General features: G+C 65.4%; 15 protein-coding genes. 6 read left to right on the plus strand and 9 right to left on the minus strand.

What is annotated here, in order from left to right; all coding sequences use genetic code 11:
* Nucleotides 1-74: 74 nt before the first annotated feature.
* Nucleotides 75-1,031, minus strand: coding sequence for a DMT family transporter (locus SIN08_RS12510; RefSeq protein ID WP_322451903.1), 957 nt, complete (start codon nt 1,029-1,031; stop codon nt 75-77).
* Nucleotides 1,032-1,188: 157 nt separating this feature from the next.
* Here SIN08_RS12510 and SIN08_RS12515 point away from each other — a divergent pair, with 157 nt between their 5' ends.
* A complete protein-coding gene (locus tag SIN08_RS12515) occupies nt 1,189-2,409 on the plus strand; it encodes an alanine racemase (RefSeq protein ID WP_322451904.1) in 1,221 nt (406 codons plus the stop codon).
* 144 nt (nt 2,410-2,553) lie between these two features.
* Here SIN08_RS12515 and SIN08_RS12520 read toward each other — a convergent pair whose 3' ends face one another.
* Both SIN08_RS12520 and SIN08_RS12525 read right to left on the minus strand, forming a co-directional pair.
* Nucleotides 2,554-3,732: a lytic murein transglycosylase gene (locus tag SIN08_RS12520; RefSeq protein WP_322451905.1), complete on the minus strand. Its 1,179-nt coding sequence runs from the start codon at nt 3,730-3,732 to the stop codon at nt 2,554-2,556.
* Nucleotides 3,733-3,881: 149 nt separating this feature from the next.
* Nucleotides 3,882-4,664, minus strand: coding sequence for a GH25 family lysozyme (locus SIN08_RS12525; protein ID WP_322451906.1), 783 nt, complete (start codon nt 4,662-4,664; stop codon nt 3,882-3,884).
* A 60-nt stretch (nt 4,665-4,724) separates the two neighbouring features.
* Here SIN08_RS12525 and SIN08_RS12530 point away from each other — a divergent pair, with 60 nt between their 5' ends.
* Nucleotides 4,725-6,113, plus strand: coding sequence for a serine hydrolase (locus tag SIN08_RS12530; RefSeq protein ID WP_322451907.1), 1,389 nt, complete (start codon nt 4,725-4,727; stop codon nt 6,111-6,113).
* Here the strand turns inward: SIN08_RS12530 and SIN08_RS12535 are convergent.
* The 3 genes from SIN08_RS12535 to carA all read right to left on the minus strand — a co-directional run bounded on the left by SIN08_RS12535 (nt 6,085) and on the right by carA (nt 9,404).
* On the minus strand, nt 6,085-6,783 hold the full coding sequence (locus tag SIN08_RS12535; protein ID WP_322451908.1) for a class I SAM-dependent methyltransferase: 699 nt from the start codon (nt 6,781-6,783) through the stop codon (nt 6,085-6,087). The genes SIN08_RS12530 and SIN08_RS12535 overlap by 29 nt on opposite strands.
* Nucleotides 6,780-8,027, minus strand: coding sequence for a DUF3419 family protein (locus tag SIN08_RS12540; protein WP_322451909.1), 1,248 nt, complete (start codon nt 8,025-8,027; stop codon nt 6,780-6,782). The genes SIN08_RS12535 and SIN08_RS12540 overlap by 4 nt, the downstream gene beginning before the upstream one ends.
* Before the next feature lie 174 nt (nt 8,028-8,201).
* On the minus strand, nt 8,202-9,404 hold the full coding sequence (gene carA / locus SIN08_RS12545) for a glutamine-hydrolyzing carbamoyl-phosphate synthase small subunit (protein WP_322451910.1): 1,203 nt from the start codon (nt 9,402-9,404) through the stop codon (nt 8,202-8,204).
* A gap of 283 nt (nt 9,405-9,687) precedes the next feature.
* Between carA and SIN08_RS12550 the strand changes: the two genes are divergently transcribed.
* Nucleotides 9,688-10,137: a GatB/YqeY domain-containing protein gene (locus tag SIN08_RS12550; RefSeq protein WP_322451911.1), complete on the plus strand. Its 450-nt coding sequence runs from the start codon at nt 9,688-9,690 to the stop codon at nt 10,135-10,137.
* 193 nt (nt 10,138-10,330) lie between these two features.
* On the opposite strand, the gene SIN08_RS12555 is transcribed toward SIN08_RS12550, so the two are convergent.
* Nucleotides 10,331-11,308: an AraC family transcriptional regulator gene (locus tag SIN08_RS12555; protein WP_322451912.1), complete on the minus strand. Its 978-nt coding sequence runs from the start codon at nt 11,306-11,308 to the stop codon at nt 10,331-10,333.
* Between the two features lie 77 nt (nt 11,309-11,385).
* On the opposite strand from SIN08_RS12555, the gene SIN08_RS12560 reads away from it, so the two are divergent.
* Nucleotides 11,386-12,591, plus strand: coding sequence for an MFS transporter (locus SIN08_RS12560; protein WP_322451913.1), 1,206 nt, complete (start codon nt 11,386-11,388; stop codon nt 12,589-12,591).
* A gap of 162 nt (nt 12,592-12,753) precedes the next feature.
* On the opposite strand, the gene SIN08_RS12565 is transcribed toward SIN08_RS12560, so the two are convergent.
* The gene (locus tag SIN08_RS12565; protein ID WP_322451914.1) at nt 12,754-13,650 is read right to left on the minus strand and encodes an alpha/beta hydrolase; all 897 of its coding nucleotides are present in this window, start codon (nt 13,648-13,650) and stop codon (nt 12,754-12,756) included.
* Nucleotides 13,651-13,886: 236 nt separating this feature from the next.
* Here SIN08_RS12565 and SIN08_RS12570 point away from each other — a divergent pair, with 236 nt between their 5' ends.
* Both SIN08_RS12570 and SIN08_RS12575 read left to right on the plus strand, forming a co-directional pair.
* Nucleotides 13,887-14,384: a DUF2380 domain-containing protein gene (locus SIN08_RS12570; protein ID WP_322451915.1), complete on the plus strand. Its 498-nt coding sequence runs from the start codon at nt 13,887-13,889 to the stop codon at nt 14,382-14,384.
* Between the two features lie 248 nt (nt 14,385-14,632).
* Nucleotides 14,633-16,771, plus strand: a complete 2,139-nt coding sequence (locus SIN08_RS12575) for an EAL domain-containing protein (RefSeq protein WP_322451916.1) — start codon at nt 14,633-14,635, stop codon at nt 16,769-16,771.
* A gap of 245 nt (nt 16,772-17,016) precedes the next feature.
* On the opposite strand, the gene SIN08_RS12580 is transcribed toward SIN08_RS12575, so the two are convergent.
* On the minus strand, nt 17,017-17,421 hold the full coding sequence (locus SIN08_RS12580; protein ID WP_322451917.1) for a hypothetical protein: 405 nt from the start codon (nt 17,419-17,421) through the stop codon (nt 17,017-17,019).
* Nucleotides 17,422-17,494 lie beyond the last annotated feature (73 nt).

A 17,494-nucleotide genomic window follows, 5' to 3' on the forward strand; every position in this document is an offset into this window, starting at 1 on the left:
TCGCAGCACGGATGTGAAAAAGGATTGCTGCGCCGATCCCTTGCAGGTTGAAATTCCTGCTTAAATGCGCGCATTCACATTCTATTAACATGTGACCGACCGAACGGCTTCGGCGCAGCGGCAAAAATGCGCCCGTCGATGGTGACGAGCCCGAGGCCGATGAGCGCCATCCCGGCGATCTCGAAGACCTCCAGACGTTCTCCGAGGAAAAGCGTGCCGAGCAGGATGGCGCTCATCGGCACGATCAGGGTGACGAGCGAGGCGTTCGTGGCGCCGGCTGAGGCGATGATCCGGAAATAGAGGATGTAGGCGAACGCGGTGGCCAGAACGGCCAGCGCGATGACGGCCGACCAGACTTCGAAGCTGGCCGCAAACAGGCCGGCAGGGCCGTGCACCAGAAGGACGAGCGGGATCATCACCACCGTCGAGGCGGTGAGCTGTCCGGTGGCCACGACCGGCGGAGGCACCCCGCGGAAACGCCGGGCGAATATGAAGGCGAAGCCGTAGGAGATGGCGGCGCCGATGAGCGCGAACTTGGCCCAGATCGGGCCGCCGAGGCCGGCGACCAGGCCGGGGCCGATCATCACCGCCGTGCCGGCGATGCCGAACAGAATGCCGCTGATCTTGGCGGCGGAGAGCTTTTCGTCCTGGGTCAGCATGTTCGCCAGGATCGCCGTCCAGAAGGGTGTCGTGGCGTTCAGCACCGAGGCGAGGCCGGCACCGAGCTCCGTCTGGCCGAGAAAGATGAGGGAGAAGGGAATGATGTTGTTCAGCGTCGCCATGACGAAGAAGCTGCCGGCCAAGGGGAAGGCCAGCCGGAAGCTCGGACCGCGCAGGAGAAGCCACAACTGCAGCACTGCGGCGGCGATCGACACGCGGAACATGACCAGCGCCAGCGGCGCGATCTCGGCCACGGCAATGCGAGCGAAGAAGAAGGAGCCGCCCCAGATGGCCCCGAGCAGGACGAGGAGCGTCCAGTCCCTGATCGACATCGGCGGGGCCGACGCGCCGATCTTCGTTTCCACAGCCATGCAATTCTCCCGGCGAGAGGTGAGCTTTAGCATTCGCGGTTGCGGCCGACACCCGTTTCCTGCGCGCCATCCGGCGTTGCGGAACTGATGCGAAAGAAGGCCGGTTCCCAGGGGCGCGAGCACGAACTACCTTGCAGCCGGCAAACCGGAGGACGAGATGCAGCGATTCGAGACGGCGCGCGACGCCGCGATGGAGATGCGGCCGGACGATTCGGTCTATTGTTTTCGCCCGGAAGTCCTGAAGGCGGATGCCCGGCGGTTCATGGCGATGTTTCCCGGCAAGACGGCCTATGCAGTCAAGACGAATGGCGAGCAACTGGTGCTCAGGACCCTGGCGGAGGCGGGGGTGGGTGCCTTCGACGTCGCCTCGCCGGCCGAGTTCGCCGCCGTGCGCGCCGTCGCGCCTGAGGCGGAGATGCTCTACATGCACCCGGTCAAGGCGCAGTCCGATATCCGCCTGGCGCTGGAAGACTACGGCATCCGCGTCATCGCCGTCGATCATGAGGACGAGGTGGCGAAGCTCACCCGCGTGGTGCGGGCGCTCGACATCGATCCGGGCACGCTGACGGTTTTCGTGCGCATCCAGACCAAGGGGCAGGCGGCCTATGAACTTTCGAAGAAGTTCGGTGCCGGGCCGGCCAATGCGGTGGAACTTTTGAAGCGGCTTCACCGCAACGGCTACAAGGTCGGCATCTGCTTTCATGTCGGCAGCCAGATCGAGGACCCGGACGTCTATGAGCGTGCCCTGGCTTCGGCCGACTGGGTGCGCGGCCGGGCGGGCGTGCCGCTGGCCGCGCTCGACGTCGGCGGCGGCTTTCCGGCCGAATACGGCCACAATCCCAACCGCAAGAAGCCGGAGATGCCCTCGCTGGACGAACTGATGGCACGGCTGCGCAGCGACATCGCCGAGTGGGGATTCGATACCCTGCCGCTGGTGGCCGAGCCCGGCCGGGTGATCGTGGCGCGCGCCTTTTCGCTGATCGTGCGGGTGCTCCTGCGCAAGGGGCGGCGTCTTTATATCAACGACGGCATCTGGGCCTCGTTATCGGACTCCTGGACGGGCAAGATCACGCTTCCCGCCCGCTTCATCCCTGATCCCGCGATCCGCAGCCGCAACGGCGACCCGGACAATGTCGTGCCCTTTCGCGTGTGCGGGGCGACCTGCGATTCCGTCGATATCCTGTCGCGTCCGTTCTGGCTGCCGGAGACGGTGGACACGGGCGACTGGATCGAGATCGGCAATATCGGCGCCTACTCGCTGGCGCTGCGGACGCGGTTCAACGGGTTTTATCCCAATACATTTGTCGAGGTGGTGACGCCCTTCGACGAGGGGACCGCACCGGAGGGAATGGCGAGCCTGGAGACGATGGCGGATTAGGAGCTGTAGACGTTCGACGCTCGCCCCCCTCTCTTGCGATTTCTAACACTTAGCCTTCGGCTAAGATGTTGAAACCGCTTTCTCTCCCGCAAGGGGAGAGAGATGGGCGCCTTGCACCGCCCTCGCGCCTAAGCCATTCAGTGCTTATAGATTCGAAAACAGCGTCGCTGTCGGCCATCCGTCAGCAGGCAGGCCGAGACGCAGTTGCTCCTGGCGCACGGCTTCGCGGGTGTTGAAGCCGAGAATGCCGTCGATGCCGCCGACGTCGTGGCCGCGGTCCGCCAGTTTCTGCTGGAGCTGCTTGATCATCTCCGGCGCGAGGCCCTGTTCGGGGCTGCGCGGATCGAAGGGCGGAGCGCCGGCGAAGCGCGCGGCCAGATGCGCGGCGGTCAGGGTGTAGATCAGCGATTGGTTCCATTCCAGATAGATGTCGAAATTGTCGTAGGCCAGGAAGGCCGGTCCCTTGTGACCCATGGGCAGGACGAGGCCGGCCGGCAGGCCGTCGGCGGGCAGCGGAGAGCCGTCGCGGCGGGTCACGCCGAGCCCGGCCCACTCGGCGCGCGGGCGCTTGTTGACACGGCCAGCCTCTTCCCAGGGCATGTTCTCGGGCACGCGGACCTCCTCGAGCCACGGCTCGCCGGCCTTCCAGCCGAGGTCGCTGATCGCCCGCGCGGCCGTCAGGATGGCGTCGGGCGCGCTGTTCTTGAGATCGACGCGCCCGTCGCCGTCGCCGTCCATGCCCTTGTGCAGATAATCGCTCGGCAGCATCTGCAACTGCCCGATCTCGCCCGCCCAGGCCCCACTCACATCGGCGGGCACGGTGCCCTGGTCGATCAGCTCCAAGAGCGCGATGAGTTCCGGGCGGAAGATCTCCGGGCGGCGGCAGTCATGCGCCAGCGTGGCGAGCGAATCGAGCGTCGAGAAATCGCCCTGCACGGCGCCGAAGTCCGTCTCCAGCGCCCAGAAGGAGGCGATGACGGGACCGGGCACGCCGAACTCCCGCTCGGCGCGGGCGAAGGTGTCGGCATAGCGCTCGAGATTGCGCCGGCCGTGGGTCAGCCGGTACTCGTTGATCATGCGGCCGGCGAATTCGCGGAAGGTCTGGGTGAAGACGCCCTGGGCACGGTCGCGGTTGACGACGCTCTGGTCGAGGGAAGCGCGGGAAAGCGCGGCAAGCCCGGTTTGCCCCACGCCCTGGGCGGCGGCTTCCGCCTCGACGCCGGCGCGCCAGGCGTTGAAGTCGCCGCCGCATTCCTGGGCGATGGCTGCGGACGGGACGGACAGCGCTATCGCCGCTGCAAGGATCGGACTGCCAAGACGCATTCTTCACTCCCTCATCTGTTCGCGGGCACGGTGGTAAGGTCTTTAGACATCAAGCCCCTCTTTGGCGATTTCCTGGGCTTGGCAAAGCCAAGCCCTTGGACTTTGCCGGTGAGGGTATACGCGCCGCCGGCCAAGAACGTCCCCGCACCCTAGCCGGTGTGGGCCTCGAGCCACTCGCGCCAGGCCTCGACGCTGCCGTGGAAGACGTTGATGTCGGCATCGCCCTCGATCCCGGGCAGGACGCCCGTTCCCGTGTATTGCCAGAAGACCCAGGGGTGATTGCCATACTTCTCATCCGGATGACCGGCAACGGAGCGCAACCAGAACGGATAGCCCTTGAAGCGCCACAGGCCGTTGTCGTCAAAGAAATCGATGGATGTGTAGATTATAGGGCGCTTGCCGTAATGGCGTTCCACCGCGTCCAGAAAAATCTTCATCTCCTCGCGCACCACCTTCGGGTCCGGCCGCCGCCTGCAGGTGGGGGAGAGGTGGTTCCACTCCATGTCGAGCACCGGCGGAAGCGCGGAAGCATCGCGCGGCACGTGGCGGATGAACCAGCGGGCCTGCTCGATCGCGGGGCGGCAGAAATAGAAAAAGTGATAGGCGCTGCGCGGGATGCCGGCGGATCTGGCGCCGCGCCAGTTTTCGTGAAAGCGCTCGTCCAGCCGGTCGCCGCCCTCGGTGGCCTTGATGAAGGCGAAGGCGATGCCGGCCCGCCGCAGGCCGGCCCAGTCGATGTCCCCCTGGTATTTCGACACATCCGTGCCGTGGACCGGGTAGGTCCAGGGCGCGCGACTCTCCCATTCATGCGGGTCGCTGTCGGCGAAGCGCAGGCCGGTGGAGGAGGCGGGGGCGAGGTCGGAAAAGTCGTAGCTGATCGTGGAACAGGCGGTGAGCAACCCAAGCACGAATAAAACGATCGGCAGACGCATTCTCTGAAAGCCCTCCCGGCAGCGAATCGCTATTGTGCAATTGTTACCCGGGGATAGGCCATGCGCATCGTTCTTTCCATCATCAAATGGCTCATCGGCCTTCTGCTCGTCGTTGTGGCGGGCCTCGCCTTGTGGCTGTATCTCGTGCCGCCGGAGCTCATCCGGGTGGGGTCCAATTATGCGGCGAAGATCGTCTGTTCGAACGTGTTCCTGGCCGGCCGGGACGCGGAAGAGGTGCTGGCCGAAGACGTGCAGGCGCCGGGCCACTGGCTTCTGCGGTTCATGCGCGTGGAGGTCGACAGAGCCGAGGGAAGGGTGCGCGCGGGGCTTCTGGGCGTGTCCGGCGGCGGCCTCGCGGTCTTTCGGGAGGGCACGGGGTGTGCGGCCGTTCCCGGCGGCGATCTGGAAGCCGCGTTTGGTGCGGACGCGGCGACGGTCGAAACCGCGGTACCGGCGGCGACGGTGCAGCGCGCGGCGGCAACTTCGAGCCCGCCGGAGATCGCCGCCATATTGGACGATCCGGCGCTGGCCGGGCCCAAGATGCGGGCGATCGTCATCCTGCGCGACGGCCGCATCATCGGCGAGCGGTACGGCGCCGGTTTCGACGCCGCGCAGCCATTGCTCGGCTGGTCGATGACGAAGGCGGTCAATGCCGCCATTGTCGGCACGCTGGTCGGGGCGGGGCGGCTCGGTGCCGACGACGGCGATCTGCTGCCGCAATGGGCCGGCGACAGCCGGTCGGAGATCACCGTCGCGCATCTGTTGGGGATGGAGAGCGGGCTTTCCTTTCGCGAATTTTATGCGGGCGTGGCCGACGTGACGCGCATGCTCTATCTGGAGCCGGACATGGCGGCCTTCGCCGCGAACCAGCCGCTGCTTTACGAACCGGGAACCGACTTCGCCTATTCGAGCGGGACGAGCGTGATCCTGTCGCGGGTCTGGCAGAACACGTTCGACAGCGACGCGGCGGCACTGGCGTGGCCGTATCGTACGCTGTTCGCGCCGCTGGGGATGGATACGGCCGTCATGGAGACCGACGTGCGCGGCACCTTCGTCGGTTCCTCCTACATGTATGCCTCGGCGCGCGATTGGGCGCGCTTCGGGCAGCTTCTGCTGCAGGACGGGGTGTGGGAGGGCCGACGGGTCCTGCCGGAGGGCTGGGCCGAATGGATGCGCACGCCGACGCGGGCCTCCGGGGGCGAATACGGCCGCGGTGTCTGGATGCAGGGCCCTCGCGTGACCACGCCGATGGACCGGCACCAGGACGACGGATTCGACCTGCCGGAAGATGCTTATTGGCTGATCGGCCATGACGGGCAGACCGTCACCGTCATTCCCTCGCGCCGGCTCGTCGTGCTGCGGATGGGGCTGACGCCCACCGTTCTGGCTTACAAACCGCAGGCGCTGGTCGAAGCGGTGGTCAGGGCGCTCGACGGGAGGGAGGATTGACGTCCCCGCGGCCGGGAAGCGTGATCACCGCGTGGACGGCATAGCCGCCGAAGGGCGAATCGAAGGAAAGGTTTGCGCCGCGTTTCGCGCATTCCGATTCAAGAACTTCACGCAATGAATCACGCGGGCTGACGTGAAAGGCGGCGAGCCAGCGGCGCAGGCCCGCGCGGAACCAGCCGGGCAGGTTCTCCTGACGGCCGAAATCGACGATGTGCAGCGCGCCGCCCGGCGCCGTGCAGTCCAGCGCGGCAGCGACGGTGCGTTGCCAGGGCGGGATCATCGACAGCGCGTAGGACAGGAAGACGCGGTCGAAATGGGGCCTGCCGAAAAGCGCCCGTGCTTCGAAGGCGGACGCATCGCCCTCGGCCAGGAAGGCCGCCATGCCCATCGTCCCGCGGCGCATCCGCCTTTGCGCCGTCTCGAGCATGACACGGGAGATGTCGAGGCCGAAAAGGCGGGCATCGGGGTAGCGCCGGGCGGCGAGCGCCAGGTTGCGCCCGGTGCCGCAGCCCAACTCCAGGACCGTGCCGCCTGGCGGAACGGCCAGACCGTCGATCAGGCGATCGCGGCCCAGCAGATAGAACTTCCGCGTCAGATCGTAGATGTGGCGCTGATGGCGGTAGACACCGTCCATCAGCTGGGCATGGACCGGACTGTCGGCGGTGCTCATGGGTCTTTCTTCACATAAAGGTGGAAGCCGCCATAGATCGCCGAGCGGTCGCGGGCTGAGAACTCGCGCGAACGGGCGAACTCGTAGTGCCACTGGTCGAGCAGCGTCGTGGATACGCGGCCGGGCAGCAGCGTGGCCTGCGCGGCGGTGCGGAAGATGACGCGTGCGCCGGGCGCGGCGGTGCGGGTGATCTCGTTCCACAGGAGATCGAGCTGATGGTCGTTCATCCAGTCCTGCGCGTCGAGGAGCACGAAACGGTCGACGCTGGCGGCGGGCTTGGCGGCGAGGAGCTCGACGAAATTGGTGTGATGCACCTTCACCCCGCCGGCATTTTCCCGGATGGTCTCGAAATTCCGGCGCTGGAGATAGGCGGGCAGGGCGGCCTCGCCCTCGCGGGGGTAGCGGCGTGCGAAGGCGGCCCAGGCGAAATAGTTGTCCTTCAGCGGGAAGTGGCAGGCAAGCTTTTCGAGCCGTGCGGAAAGCACGTCCGCCATGGACCCGCTGCCGGCGGTCAGCAGCGCGTCATACTGTGCCGGCGGAATGCCGAGGCCGAACAGCGAGGCCTTGCGCGAGGTGGCCCAGCGCACCAGGCGCCTTTCGAAAAGCGGCTTCAGCCGTTCCTCGAAGAAGCGCCGCTGCTCGCGCAGATCGGCCGCGCGCATGATGTCGGAAGGGTCGACGCCGTGCAGGCGGGCGACGCGATGGCCCATGGCGATGAAGAAGCCGAGCAGGCCGGTGCGGTAGAAGTCGCGGTCGAAGGCGCTGATGCGCCGGCGGCCGAAAAGGTCGCGCGTTTCCCAGTAGCGGCGGCTCGCCGCATCCAGCTTCGGGGCGATGAAACGGTCGTAGGCATGCCTATTGGCGGCATTTCCCGGCGCGCCGAAGAAGCGCATCAGATCCGCGTGGCCGGGCAGGGCGGTGAAGGCGGCAAGCTTCAGCCGGTTGAGCGCCACGTGGGCGGCGTTGAGGTCGACCACGTCGATCCTGGCCGGCGAGCGGGTGAGATAGGCGAGCATGTTGCAGCCGCCCGAGCCGATGGTGACGACGCGATGGCCTTCGCCCAGCGCCATCGCCGCCATGTCGACCTCCGGGTCCTCCCAGATCTGCGGATAGACGAGGCCGGAAAAGAGAAGCGCGAACAGGCGCTCCGACAGGCCCGCCTTGCTCAGCGCCCGGCTCTGGTAGACGGCGTTGCCGATGCGGCGGCGGGAAGAAAGGCCGATATCGGCCGATAGGTCGGTCATGGCGAATCCCCTTGCACCATTGGGCAAGGGGCTACCGGACCTCGATGACAGGCGCGTGACGGAATTTCGACACGGGCTATCGGCGCGCGTTCCTATCGGTGCGCAGGACCGCGTTCGTGCGGCTCTGACGTCCGTTCCCGGAGTCGGGCACCCGGCTTGAGGGGCCTCGGCCCCTTACCGCTCGGCCAGCGCCGGTTCGCCCTTTCTTTCGCGGATGAGGTTGGCGAAGCGGCGGAAGAGATAGTGCGAATCCTGCGGACCGGGGGAGGCCTCAGGGTGGTGCTGGACGGAAAAGACGGGCCTGCCAGCGAGGCTGATGCCGCAGTTCGAACCGTCGAACAGGGAAACGTGAGTCTCTTCAACGCCTTCCGGCAGGCTCTTTCCGTCCACCGCGAAGCCGTGATTCATGGAGACGATCTCGACCTTGCCGGTGGTGAAATCCTTGACCGGGTGATTGGCGCCGTGATGCCCCTGGTGCATCTTCACGGTCCTGGCGCCGAGGGCCAGCGCCAGCATCTGGTGCCCCAGGCAGATACCGAAGACCGGCACGTCGCTCTTCAGAAGGTCGCGAATCATCGGCACGGCATATTCGCCGGTGGCTTCCGGGTCGCCGGGGCCGTTGGACAGGAAGACGCCGTCGGGCTTCATGGCGAGGATGTCCTCGGCGGTGCTGGTGGCCGGCACGACCGTGACCTCGGCGCCGAGGCTCGTCAAAAGCCGCAGGATGTTGCGCTTGACGCCGTAGTCGACGGCGACGATGTGCATCGTGGTCTCGCCGGCTTCTCCGTAGCCTTCGTCCCAGACCCAAGGTGTCTCTTTCCAGGTGGAGGACTGGCCGGAGGTGACCTCCCTGGCGAGATCGAGGCCGACCAGGCCGCCCCATTCCCGCGCCTCGGCCTTCAGCGCCTCGACGTCGAATCGGCCGTCCGGCGCATGGGCGATGACAGCGTTCGCCGCGCCCTTCTCACGCAGGAGCGAAGTGAGGGCGCGTGTATCGATGCCCGAAAGTGCGACGATGCCGCGGCGCTTGAGCCATTGGTCGAGGTGCTCGCCGGCGCGATAGTTGGAAGGATCGGTGATATCGGCGCGGAAGATCGCCCCCACGGCGCCGGCACGGGCGGCGGGCGTCAAGTCCTCGATGTCTTCCTCGTTGGCGCCGACATTGCCGATATGGGGGAAGGTGAAGGTGACGATCTGGCCGGCATAGGAGGGATCGGTCAGGATCTCCTGATAGCCGGTGAGTGCGGTGTTGAAGCACACCTCGCCGACCGCCGAGCCGGTCGCCCCCAGCCCGCTGCCTTCAATCACCGTGCCGTCGGCGAGAACCAAGAGCGCCGTCGGTTTGCTTTCGGTCCAGGGGGCGCTTGTCGTCGCCATATGTAATCTCCATCTAACAGGAGGCCTTGAAAAGTGGCCGGCCCTGCGCAATATCGCGCAGCGAACGTGCCGGGGCGGTTCATCCTGGTCCCGGCACCTGCTACAGTTAATGTCCATGCAGGGCGTGGACAATAATCGAAGGCCAATCGGCGGTCAATTACCGCTCCGGAAAAGGCTTATGTTGACATAACATAAGAATTTCAATGACTTGCTCACCCAGAATCGGTTTGCGTCGCAATGCAGACGGCGTTATGGTTCGCCGCTGCGACGGGAGATGAATGCCATGCGCGAGAAGATCGCCCAGGCGCTGAAAGACGCCCTCAAGCAGGAAGACAGGCGGCGGGTTTCCACGTTGCGCCTCATCCAGACAGCCATCAAGGACCGGGACGTCGCCAATCGCGGGGCGGGGAAGGACCCGGTCAGCGACGAGGAGATCATGGAAATCCTCGTCCGCATGGTGAAGCAGCGCAAGGAATCGGCGCGCGGCTTCGAGGAAGGCAACCGGCTCGAACTTGCCGAGCAGGAGCGCGAGGAAATCGGTATCATCGCCGAGTTCCTGCCCAAGCCGCTCGGCGAGGACGACATCAAGAAGGCCTGCGAGCAGGTGGTCCATGAAGTCGGGGCCGGCGGGCTCAGGGACATGCGCCGCTGCATGAACGCGCTGAAGGAGAAGTTCCCGGACCGCGTGGACATGGGCAAGGCCAGCGGCATTGTGAAGAACATGCTGCAGTAGGGGCGTTCAGCCGGAGAGGCCCCTCTCTTGCAAAGTCTAAGAACTTGCTTGCCAAGCCCAGGAATTTGGTTCCGAGCTTGTCGAGGGAACTCCCCCGCCTCCTTCGAGGGGAGATAGGCGCCTCGCGATAGCGTTCCTGCCCATTTTCAAGGGGCGGTGATTGGCGCCGGCGGGGGCGCTCGCGAAGCGCACCTCAGGACGTCTCATCGCGCAGTTTCCGTGCTTGCCCGGGCGGGTGTCCCGTGACGCGCTTGTAGGCCCGGCTGAAGGCGGCTTGCGAGCGGTAGCCGAGCCGGCGGGCTACCTGGTCGATCGGCACGCGGTCGCGGCCTATCCATTGCGCGGCGAGCCGCATGCGCAGGGTGCTTACGTAGCGCAAGGGTGTCGTGCCGGTGGCGGCGGCAAAGCGCTCGGCGAAGACCGATCGCGAGCTTCCCATCTGAGCGGCCATCTCGGCCAGAGTCCAATCGTGACCCGGATTGCGATGAAGCGCCGAAAGAACGCGGCCGAGACGCTCGTCGCGCAGCGCGGCGACCCAGCCCGTGGCATCGCCGCAACCGCATTCGACCCAGCCGCGGACGACCGAGGCGGCAACGACATCGGCCAGCCTCGCCAGAATGCCCGCCGTGCCCGCGCGCACCGCCGTCATCTCGCGTTCCATCGCATCGAGCAGCGGACGGATTTCCGGCTGACGCCCGAGCAGAGAGCCGACAAACAGGACCTGCGGCATCAACTCGACCAGCGGGTGCATGGTGTCGAGTTCGAACTGCATGCGCGCGGTGAAGACAAGGACGTCCCTGGAGCGGCATGTCTCTTCCGAATGCGCATCGATCGCGCATACGCCGCTGCACAGGGGAACGGTTTCAAAGCTGTCGAGGGGACGAACCTTGGCGGCCGAATCCGAGACGATGGCGTGCTCCTCGCCGCGCGGCAGCAGGACCGCGTCACCGCACGAGAGCGACATGAGGTCGCCTGACGGCGATCTGAGGAGCGCATTCCCGCTTGCAACGAAGTGGAAGCGTGCGTCCGGCGAATGCGGGAAGCCGACGCCGAAGGGCGGTGAGAAGCGCAGCTTTCCATAGCTCGCGCCGCGCAGCCGCATGCCCAGCAGCAATTCGCTGACGGGGTCGGCATTCAGGGATCTGTCAGTTCCGGACGTTCGATCAAGCATTGCAGGAAATCTGTCATAGATCGTTTGGAAAAGCCACCCATCTGACAGCGGTCTTCACCACAAACGGGGATCCTGAGATGAATGGTAACACCGCTGCCGCCGAACATCCGGCAGCTTCTTCCGCGCCGGTCTGGGCGGCCGTCTTTTCCATGAGCTTCGGTGTGTTCGGGCTTGTCGGCGCCGAGTTTCTGCCTGCCAGCCTGCTCACGCCGATGGCGGCCGATCTGGGCGTCACCGAAGGCATGGCGGGTCAGGCCGTTACGGCGACCGCAGCCATGGGGCTGGTCGCAAGCCTGACGGTCGCCGCGCTGACGCGCGGGATCGACCGCCGCCGCGTCCTGCTGGCCTTTTCTGTGCTGCTCGTCCTGTCCAATCTCGTCGTGGCGTTCGCCGCCAATGTGCAAGTGCTGCTCCTCGGCCGCATTCTGCTCGGCGCGGCACTTGGCGGTTTCTGGTCGCTGTCGACCGCCATGGTTATGCGGCTCGTTCCGGCGGCGAGCGTGCCCAAGGCGCTGTCCATCGTCGTCTCCGGCGTTTCGGCCGCGACCATCTTCGCGGCGCCCGTAGGCAGCTATGTCGGGGACCTGTGGGGCTGGCGCGCCGTGTTCGCGGGTGCTGCCGGGCTCGGCGTGATCGCCTTCGCGATCCAGTTCGCCACGTTGCCTTCGCTGCCGCCGCGAGGGCGGTCGCAATTCGGCACATTGATCAAGCTGATGTCCCGCCGGGAAATCGCGCTCGCCATGCTGGCGGCGCTGATGGTCTTTACCGGTCACATGTCGCTTTTCACCTATATCCGGCCCTTTCTGGAGGGCGTGACCGGGATCGGCGTGACGGGGATCTCCGTAACCCTGCTCGCTTTCGGCATCGCCAATTTCCTCGGCAACTATCTCGGCAGTCTTCTGGTCGCCCGCTCGCTGCGGCTGACGCTCGCCATCATGCCGCTGACAATCGGCGGGCTGGCGTTCCTGCTTGCCGGTGTCGGCGGGACGTTCGCGACCGACCTGGCGATGATCGCGCTCTGGGGGCTTGCCTTCGGCACCGTTCCCGTCGCGTGGTCGGCGTGGATCGCCCGTTCCCTGCCCGACGAGGCCGAAAGCGCCGGCGGGCTCCTGGTGGCGGCGATCAACCTTGCAATCGCGACCGGTGCCGCCGTCGGCGGCGTGGTGCTGGAAACGAGCGGTATCGAGAGCGTGTTCCTGACCAGCGGCACCGTCCTCGTGCTCGCCACCGCCACCATCCTCGCGGGCGTGGCGACCGGCCCGGCGGTGGCCAAGGCCGCCTGATATCCGCTTTCGAGACCCGCTGTGCCGATTTCGGACACGGCGGGTCTTTCTTTTCACGGCCGCATCGACCGTGGCGATTACGGATCCTGAACACAGGCGGGAGCGGCCAGGAAGGCATCGCCCTTGCAAACGGGTACGTATCCGTCGCTGCCTTGATTGAGCTTAAAGGGACAACTCCGGCCCTGCTGCCGTTCCGGCGTCCGACATTCCCGTCAGACGGAGCAGGAAGTCCGCCACGGCGTCCAGAGCCCCGTGCCGGTACATATCCAGGTGGCTGGCGTTGGAGAGAATCTGCAACTGGGAAACCCCCTTGCTCAACACGGCGAGCGCCTCGGCGAACGTCGGTGGCGTCACCATGTCGTTTTCGCCGGCCAGAAGCAGAATCGGCACGTGGATGTCTCGAATTCGTGCTTCCGTGTCAAAGCGGCTGCGGATCAGCCAGGAAGGGACCGAGGGCACCTGGCGGTGTATAGCATCGGGAAGCGAGGTGAAGGGGCCCTCGAGGACAAGTGCACGCGGCTGTACCTGCGTCGCCGCATAGCTTGCGACTCCGGTCCCCATGGAATAGCCGTAGATCACGACACCGTCGGGGGCGAGCCGTTCGTCAGCCAGTGTGCCGAGGAGCGTTGTCGCATCGCGGTACAGCAACCATTCGCTCGGGTTTCCCGGGTTCCCGCCATAGCCGCGATAGCCGGCGAGGGTCAGGCCGTATCCCTGCTCCGCAAGCTGAAAAAGATGAGACGGTTTGCGGACGAGGTCGCCGTCCCTTCCAGGGAAATAGACGATGACCGGGTTGCCGGGCGCTGGCGGGTAGTACCAGGAGCGCATTGTAAGGCCGTCATACGTCTTCAGGTCCAGCGGCTGGAAATCAATGCTGCCTTTGAATTCATAAAGGTTCAGCGCCAGCCGTTTGTTGAACAGGATGAACTCCGGCACGGTCTGCACGGCGATCACACCCGCAATGCCCACCAGCAGGAGCAGTGCAGCCGCGGCAGCCGCAAGGCGACGTGTTACGGACGACCGACGGCGTGAACCGTCCGCACGAACAACTTCTTCCATTCCTAGGACTTCCAGCCCCTATATGGGCGGCCGACGCCGCACCAATCATTCAATTCAGAATATAGTAAACCTGCATTTCAATCCATAACATTGTGTGATTACCATCAAAGAATGGTGTCCGTCCGGGCCGCGGCCGCAGCGCGCACCGTGCCGCCCTCCAGGCCGATAGACAGCCGCGGGCGCGCGGTGTACTCCTTGATGCAAGAGGGATCTTTTCACGGCTGCGGTGCAATCCTATGCGGACACTGTGTCTTGCGCTCTCGGGCGCTGTCCTGTTGGCTCTGGCCGGCCTGACGATGGCGGAGGAGCGCGCGGATTTCGCCGTTTCCGATTTTTCTTTCCGCGATACGTCCGGTGAAACGAGGGACCAGAGTGCCGAGCATGCCGCGCGGTTGCGGGCCTTCAACGCCATCTTGCGCAGCGAGCTGAGCGACAGCGGGGCGTTTACGCCTGTTGCCCTGGATTGCGGACCGGCCGCCTGCTCCATCGGTGCACAGGGGATCGGCGCGCTGGCGGAACGGGCCAGGAGGGCCGAAGCGCGTTATCTGCTCGTCGGCGAGGTACACAAGATGAGCACGCTGGTCGGCTGGGTGCGGTTCGCCGTCCTCGACCTCGACAAGGATGCACCTGTTTGCGATCGATTTCTGACCTATCGCGGCGACACGGACGAAGCCTGGCGGCGCGCGGCCGCATACACCGTGCGCGATCTCGGCCGGTACTGTCGTATCAAGTAGAGATATCCGGATGTTTCCGGTTTGCTTGCGCGCCTCCTGACGGTGTATTTGTACCGCGGATGCGAGAAGAGTCGTCCGGGACATCCCAGCAAAATCAAAAATGAGGCGACTTATTAACGGAGGCGAAGTATTTCCCGCAGAACGTTGTCGCCGCAATGAAAGATAGGGCAATGCATTCTGGGGGCTCCATTTTGCTTCGATCCTTTGCCGCATGGACCGTGGTGCCGGTGCTCGCATGTGCGCTCGGCATGAGCATCCTCGCCGTGAGCCTCCTGTTCTGGGGCGGCAAGGAGGCTGACGACGTGGCGGTCGCGCGGCAACAGGCGCTGGTGCATCTGGTCATCTCACAACTGCGCGAAACCGTCGCCCACAACCAGGAGAGCGTGACGGTGTGGGACGACGCCGTCGAGGCCGTGCGCGGGGCGCGCGATTCCGAATGGCTCGACAACAATCTGGGAAGCTGGATGCACGAGTATTTCGGCCACAACGGTGCTTTCGTGCTCGATGCCTCCAACAAGCTCGTACATGGGTTTTCCAGCGACGGTGCCGACAGCGCGGCGGTCTTTGCCGGGATGGCCGACCAGGTGCTACCTCTCGTGGAGGAACTTCGCGAAAAGATGTCCGTCGACGACACCGAGGGTTCCGAGGGGCGGATGCTCTCGCCGGGTGCGGCGGATTTGCTCGTCGTCAAGGACCACCCGGCGGTGGTCAGCGTGAAGCCGATCGTGTCCGACACCGGCGAACTGGAACAGACACCCGGCGAGGAATACGTGCATGTCGCGGTGCGCTATCTCGACGGGACGTTCCTTCAAAACCTGGAGCGGGAATATCTGTTCACCGGGATACGCTATGCCTGGAAGAACGTCGCGGCGCAGGCGGAGTCGGCGCTCCCGCTGACCTCGGCAACGGGCGAGGTGGTCGGCTATTTCATCTGGCAGCCGTACAAGCCGGGGTCGGCGATGCTTTCCCGGGTGGCGCCGGTGCTGGTGGTGACGCTTTGCCTGATCCTCCTGGTGATCTCCGTGCTCCTGTTCGTTCTCATCCAGCGGTCGAAAAGGCTCCATGCCAGCGAAGCGCAGATGAAGCATCTGGCGCTGCACGACACGCTCACGGGACTGCCCAACCGGGCCCTGTTCGGCGAGAGACTCGATCGTGCGCTGGGGGAGGTGCAGCGCACACGGCAATCGGTGGCCGTCCTCTATCTGGATCTCGACCGTTTCAAGCAGGTCAACGACACGCTCGGCCATCCGGCCGGGGACACGCTCATCCAGGAATTCGGAAAACGGCTGTGCGCCCTGACGCGGGGCATCGACACCGTGGCGCGCATCGGCGGGGACGAGTTCATCATCGTCCTTCCGGGGCTCGACAACGTGCGCCGGGCCGAAGTGCTGTGCCGGCGCGTGATCGACTCTGTCCGCAAGCCCTTCGACATCCACGACAACAAGGTTTTCGTCGGCGTCAGCATCGGGGTGGCCGTGGCGCCCGAGCATGCCGCGAGCCGCACCGAACTGACACGCAAGGCGGACATCGCGCTCTATCAGGCCAAGAATGCCGGCCGGAACGGCTACGCGATCTTCGGGCCGGCCATGGACCTGAAGGTGCAGGAGCGCCGCGAGATCGAACGGGACCTGCGCAAGGCACTTGCATCGGAGGGTGAGATCCAGGTCCACTATCAGCCGCTCTACAGGGCGGGGGACATGCGGATCACCGGGGTGGAGGCCCTGGCGCGCTGGAAGCATCCCGCCAGGGGCTGGATCTCGCCCGATGTGTTCGTGCCGGTGGCCGAGGAGACGGGCCTGATCGAGGCGTTGGGCCGGCGCGTACTGCGCGAGGCCTGCTACGCCGCCTCCGCCTGGCCCGCGATGCGGCTGGCCGTCAACGTCTCTGCAATCGAGTTGCGCAATCCCCGCTTCGCCGACAGGCTGGCGGAGATGCTGGAGAATTATCGCTTTCCGCCGCACAATCTCGAGCTGGAAGTGACCGAAAGCGCGCTTTCGGGAAGCTCTGAGGTCTGCGAGATGAACGTCGGGCGGCTGCGGAAGGCGGGCGTCAGCGTCGCCCTGGACGACTTCGGCACGGGGTTCTCGACCTTCAGCCGGCTGCAGAAGCTCCAGGTCGACAGGATCAAGATCGACCAGAGCTTCGTCTGCGGGATCGGACGATCCGGCGGCGATGAATCGATCGTACAGGCGATTGTCAGCCTCGCCCACGCGCGGGGCCTGGACACGACGGCAGAAGGCATCGAGACGAGCGAGCAATGCGCCTTCCTGGAAAGCATCGGATGCGACGAACTCCAGGGCTTCCTGTTTTCCCATCCCGTCACCGTTCAGCAGGTCGATGAATCCTTCGGGATTTCACGGGACGAGAAAACGGCCACCGCGGCCTGATGACGACGGTCCGACTGACGTCCCCGCGGCTGTGAACAGGGGGAGTAGGGGCAATCGCCGTTCGCAGCCCTGCCGTGGATCGGTGCGCTGGTCATGCGTCGCTGCTCGGGCTGCTCCCGAAAAGCCATGCCAAAACGGCCCCGGACCATCGCGGTCAAGGCATCTTCCCTTGCCACCCGCACAAAGGCGGCAAAGCTCCAGGGCCGTTGGTATGATGGTCAGCGGTGCGGCGGTGTGTTTCCGACCTACTCATCGTCGAGGCCAAGCATGCCCTTCGCCTCCTGCAGCTTGTCCATGCAGCCTTGCTCGTCGCCGGCCTCCGCCAAGTCGCGCGCCTCGCTCAAGACCTCGCTGGCCTGCGTGCGGTCCTCATCCGGTATTTCCCTCAATACCTCGAGTTGATGAGGCGATGCGGCTTCGACGCTGCCGGTGGTGACGGCGCCGGTGTCGGCCGTGTCGTCCGGGGCCTCTTCTTCGCTCAGCACCTGCTCCTGGTGTTCGGTCGCAACCGTGCCTGTTGCCGCGTCGGCGCCCGTTTCCGCTGCGATGACCGCCTGCTCGATGCTGGAGATCTCCTCCTGGCAGTCGGCGAAAGCCGGTGATGCAAGTAGAAGCGCCGTCGCAGTGGCCGTCAAAATGCGGATTTTCATCTGATCCTCCTCAGGCTTCCTCATGTCCGGGAAGAGGAACGGGGTCGGGTGGCGTGGGTTCCGACGATTCAGC

It is taken from the genome of Chelativorans sp. M5D2P16 (assembly GCF_034427935.1).
Lineage (GTDB): Bacteria > Pseudomonadota > Alphaproteobacteria > Rhizobiales > Rhizobiaceae > Chelativorans.

Bases quoted from the DNA above. Each gene is read 5' to 3' on its own strand.
- SIN08_RS12510 (WP_322451903.1), bottom strand. From the start codon at position 1,031: ATGGCTGTGGAAACGAAGATCGGCGCGTCGGCCCCGCCGATGTCGATC.
- SIN08_RS12515 (WP_322451904.1), top strand. From the start codon at position 1,189: ATGCAGCGATTCGAGACGGCGCGCGACGCCGCGATGGAGATGCGGCCG.
- SIN08_RS12520 (WP_322451905.1), bottom strand. From the start codon at position 3,732: ATGCGTCTTGGCAGTCCGATCCTTGCAGCGGCGATAGCGCTGTCCGTC.
- SIN08_RS12525 (WP_322451906.1), bottom strand. From the start codon at position 4,664: ATGCGTCTGCCGATCGTTTTATTCGTGCTTGGGTTGCTCACCGCCTGT.
- SIN08_RS12530 (WP_322451907.1), top strand. From the start codon at position 4,725: ATGCGCATCGTTCTTTCCATCATCAAATGGCTCATCGGCCTTCTGCTC.
- SIN08_RS12535 (WP_322451908.1), bottom strand. From the start codon at position 6,783: ATGAGCACCGCCGACAGTCCGGTCCATGCCCAGCTGATGGACGGTGTC.
- SIN08_RS12540 (WP_322451909.1), bottom strand. From the start codon at position 8,027: ATGACCGACCTATCGGCCGATATCGGCCTTTCTTCCCGCCGCCGCATC.
- carA (WP_322451910.1), bottom strand. From the start codon at position 9,404: ATGGCGACGACAAGCGCCCCCTGGACCGAAAGCAAACCGACGGCGCTC.
- SIN08_RS12550 (WP_322451911.1), top strand. From the start codon at position 9,688: ATGCGCGAGAAGATCGCCCAGGCGCTGAAAGACGCCCTCAAGCAGGAA.
- SIN08_RS12555 (WP_322451912.1), bottom strand. From the start codon at position 11,308: ATGCTTGATCGAACGTCCGGAACTGACAGATCCCTGAATGCCGACCCC.
- SIN08_RS12560 (WP_322451913.1), top strand. From the start codon at position 11,386: ATGAATGGTAACACCGCTGCCGCCGAACATCCGGCAGCTTCTTCCGCG.
- SIN08_RS12565 (WP_322451914.1), bottom strand. From the start codon at position 13,650: ATGGAAGAAGTTGTTCGTGCGGACGGTTCACGCCGTCGGTCGTCCGTA.
- SIN08_RS12570 (WP_322451915.1), top strand. From the start codon at position 13,887: ATGCGGACACTGTGTCTTGCGCTCTCGGGCGCTGTCCTGTTGGCTCTG.
- SIN08_RS12575 (WP_322451916.1), top strand. From the start codon at position 14,633: ATGAGCATCCTCGCCGTGAGCCTCCTGTTCTGGGGCGGCAAGGAGGCT.
- SIN08_RS12580 (WP_322451917.1), bottom strand. From the start codon at position 17,421: ATGAAAATCCGCATTTTGACGGCCACTGCGACGGCGCTTCTACTTGCA.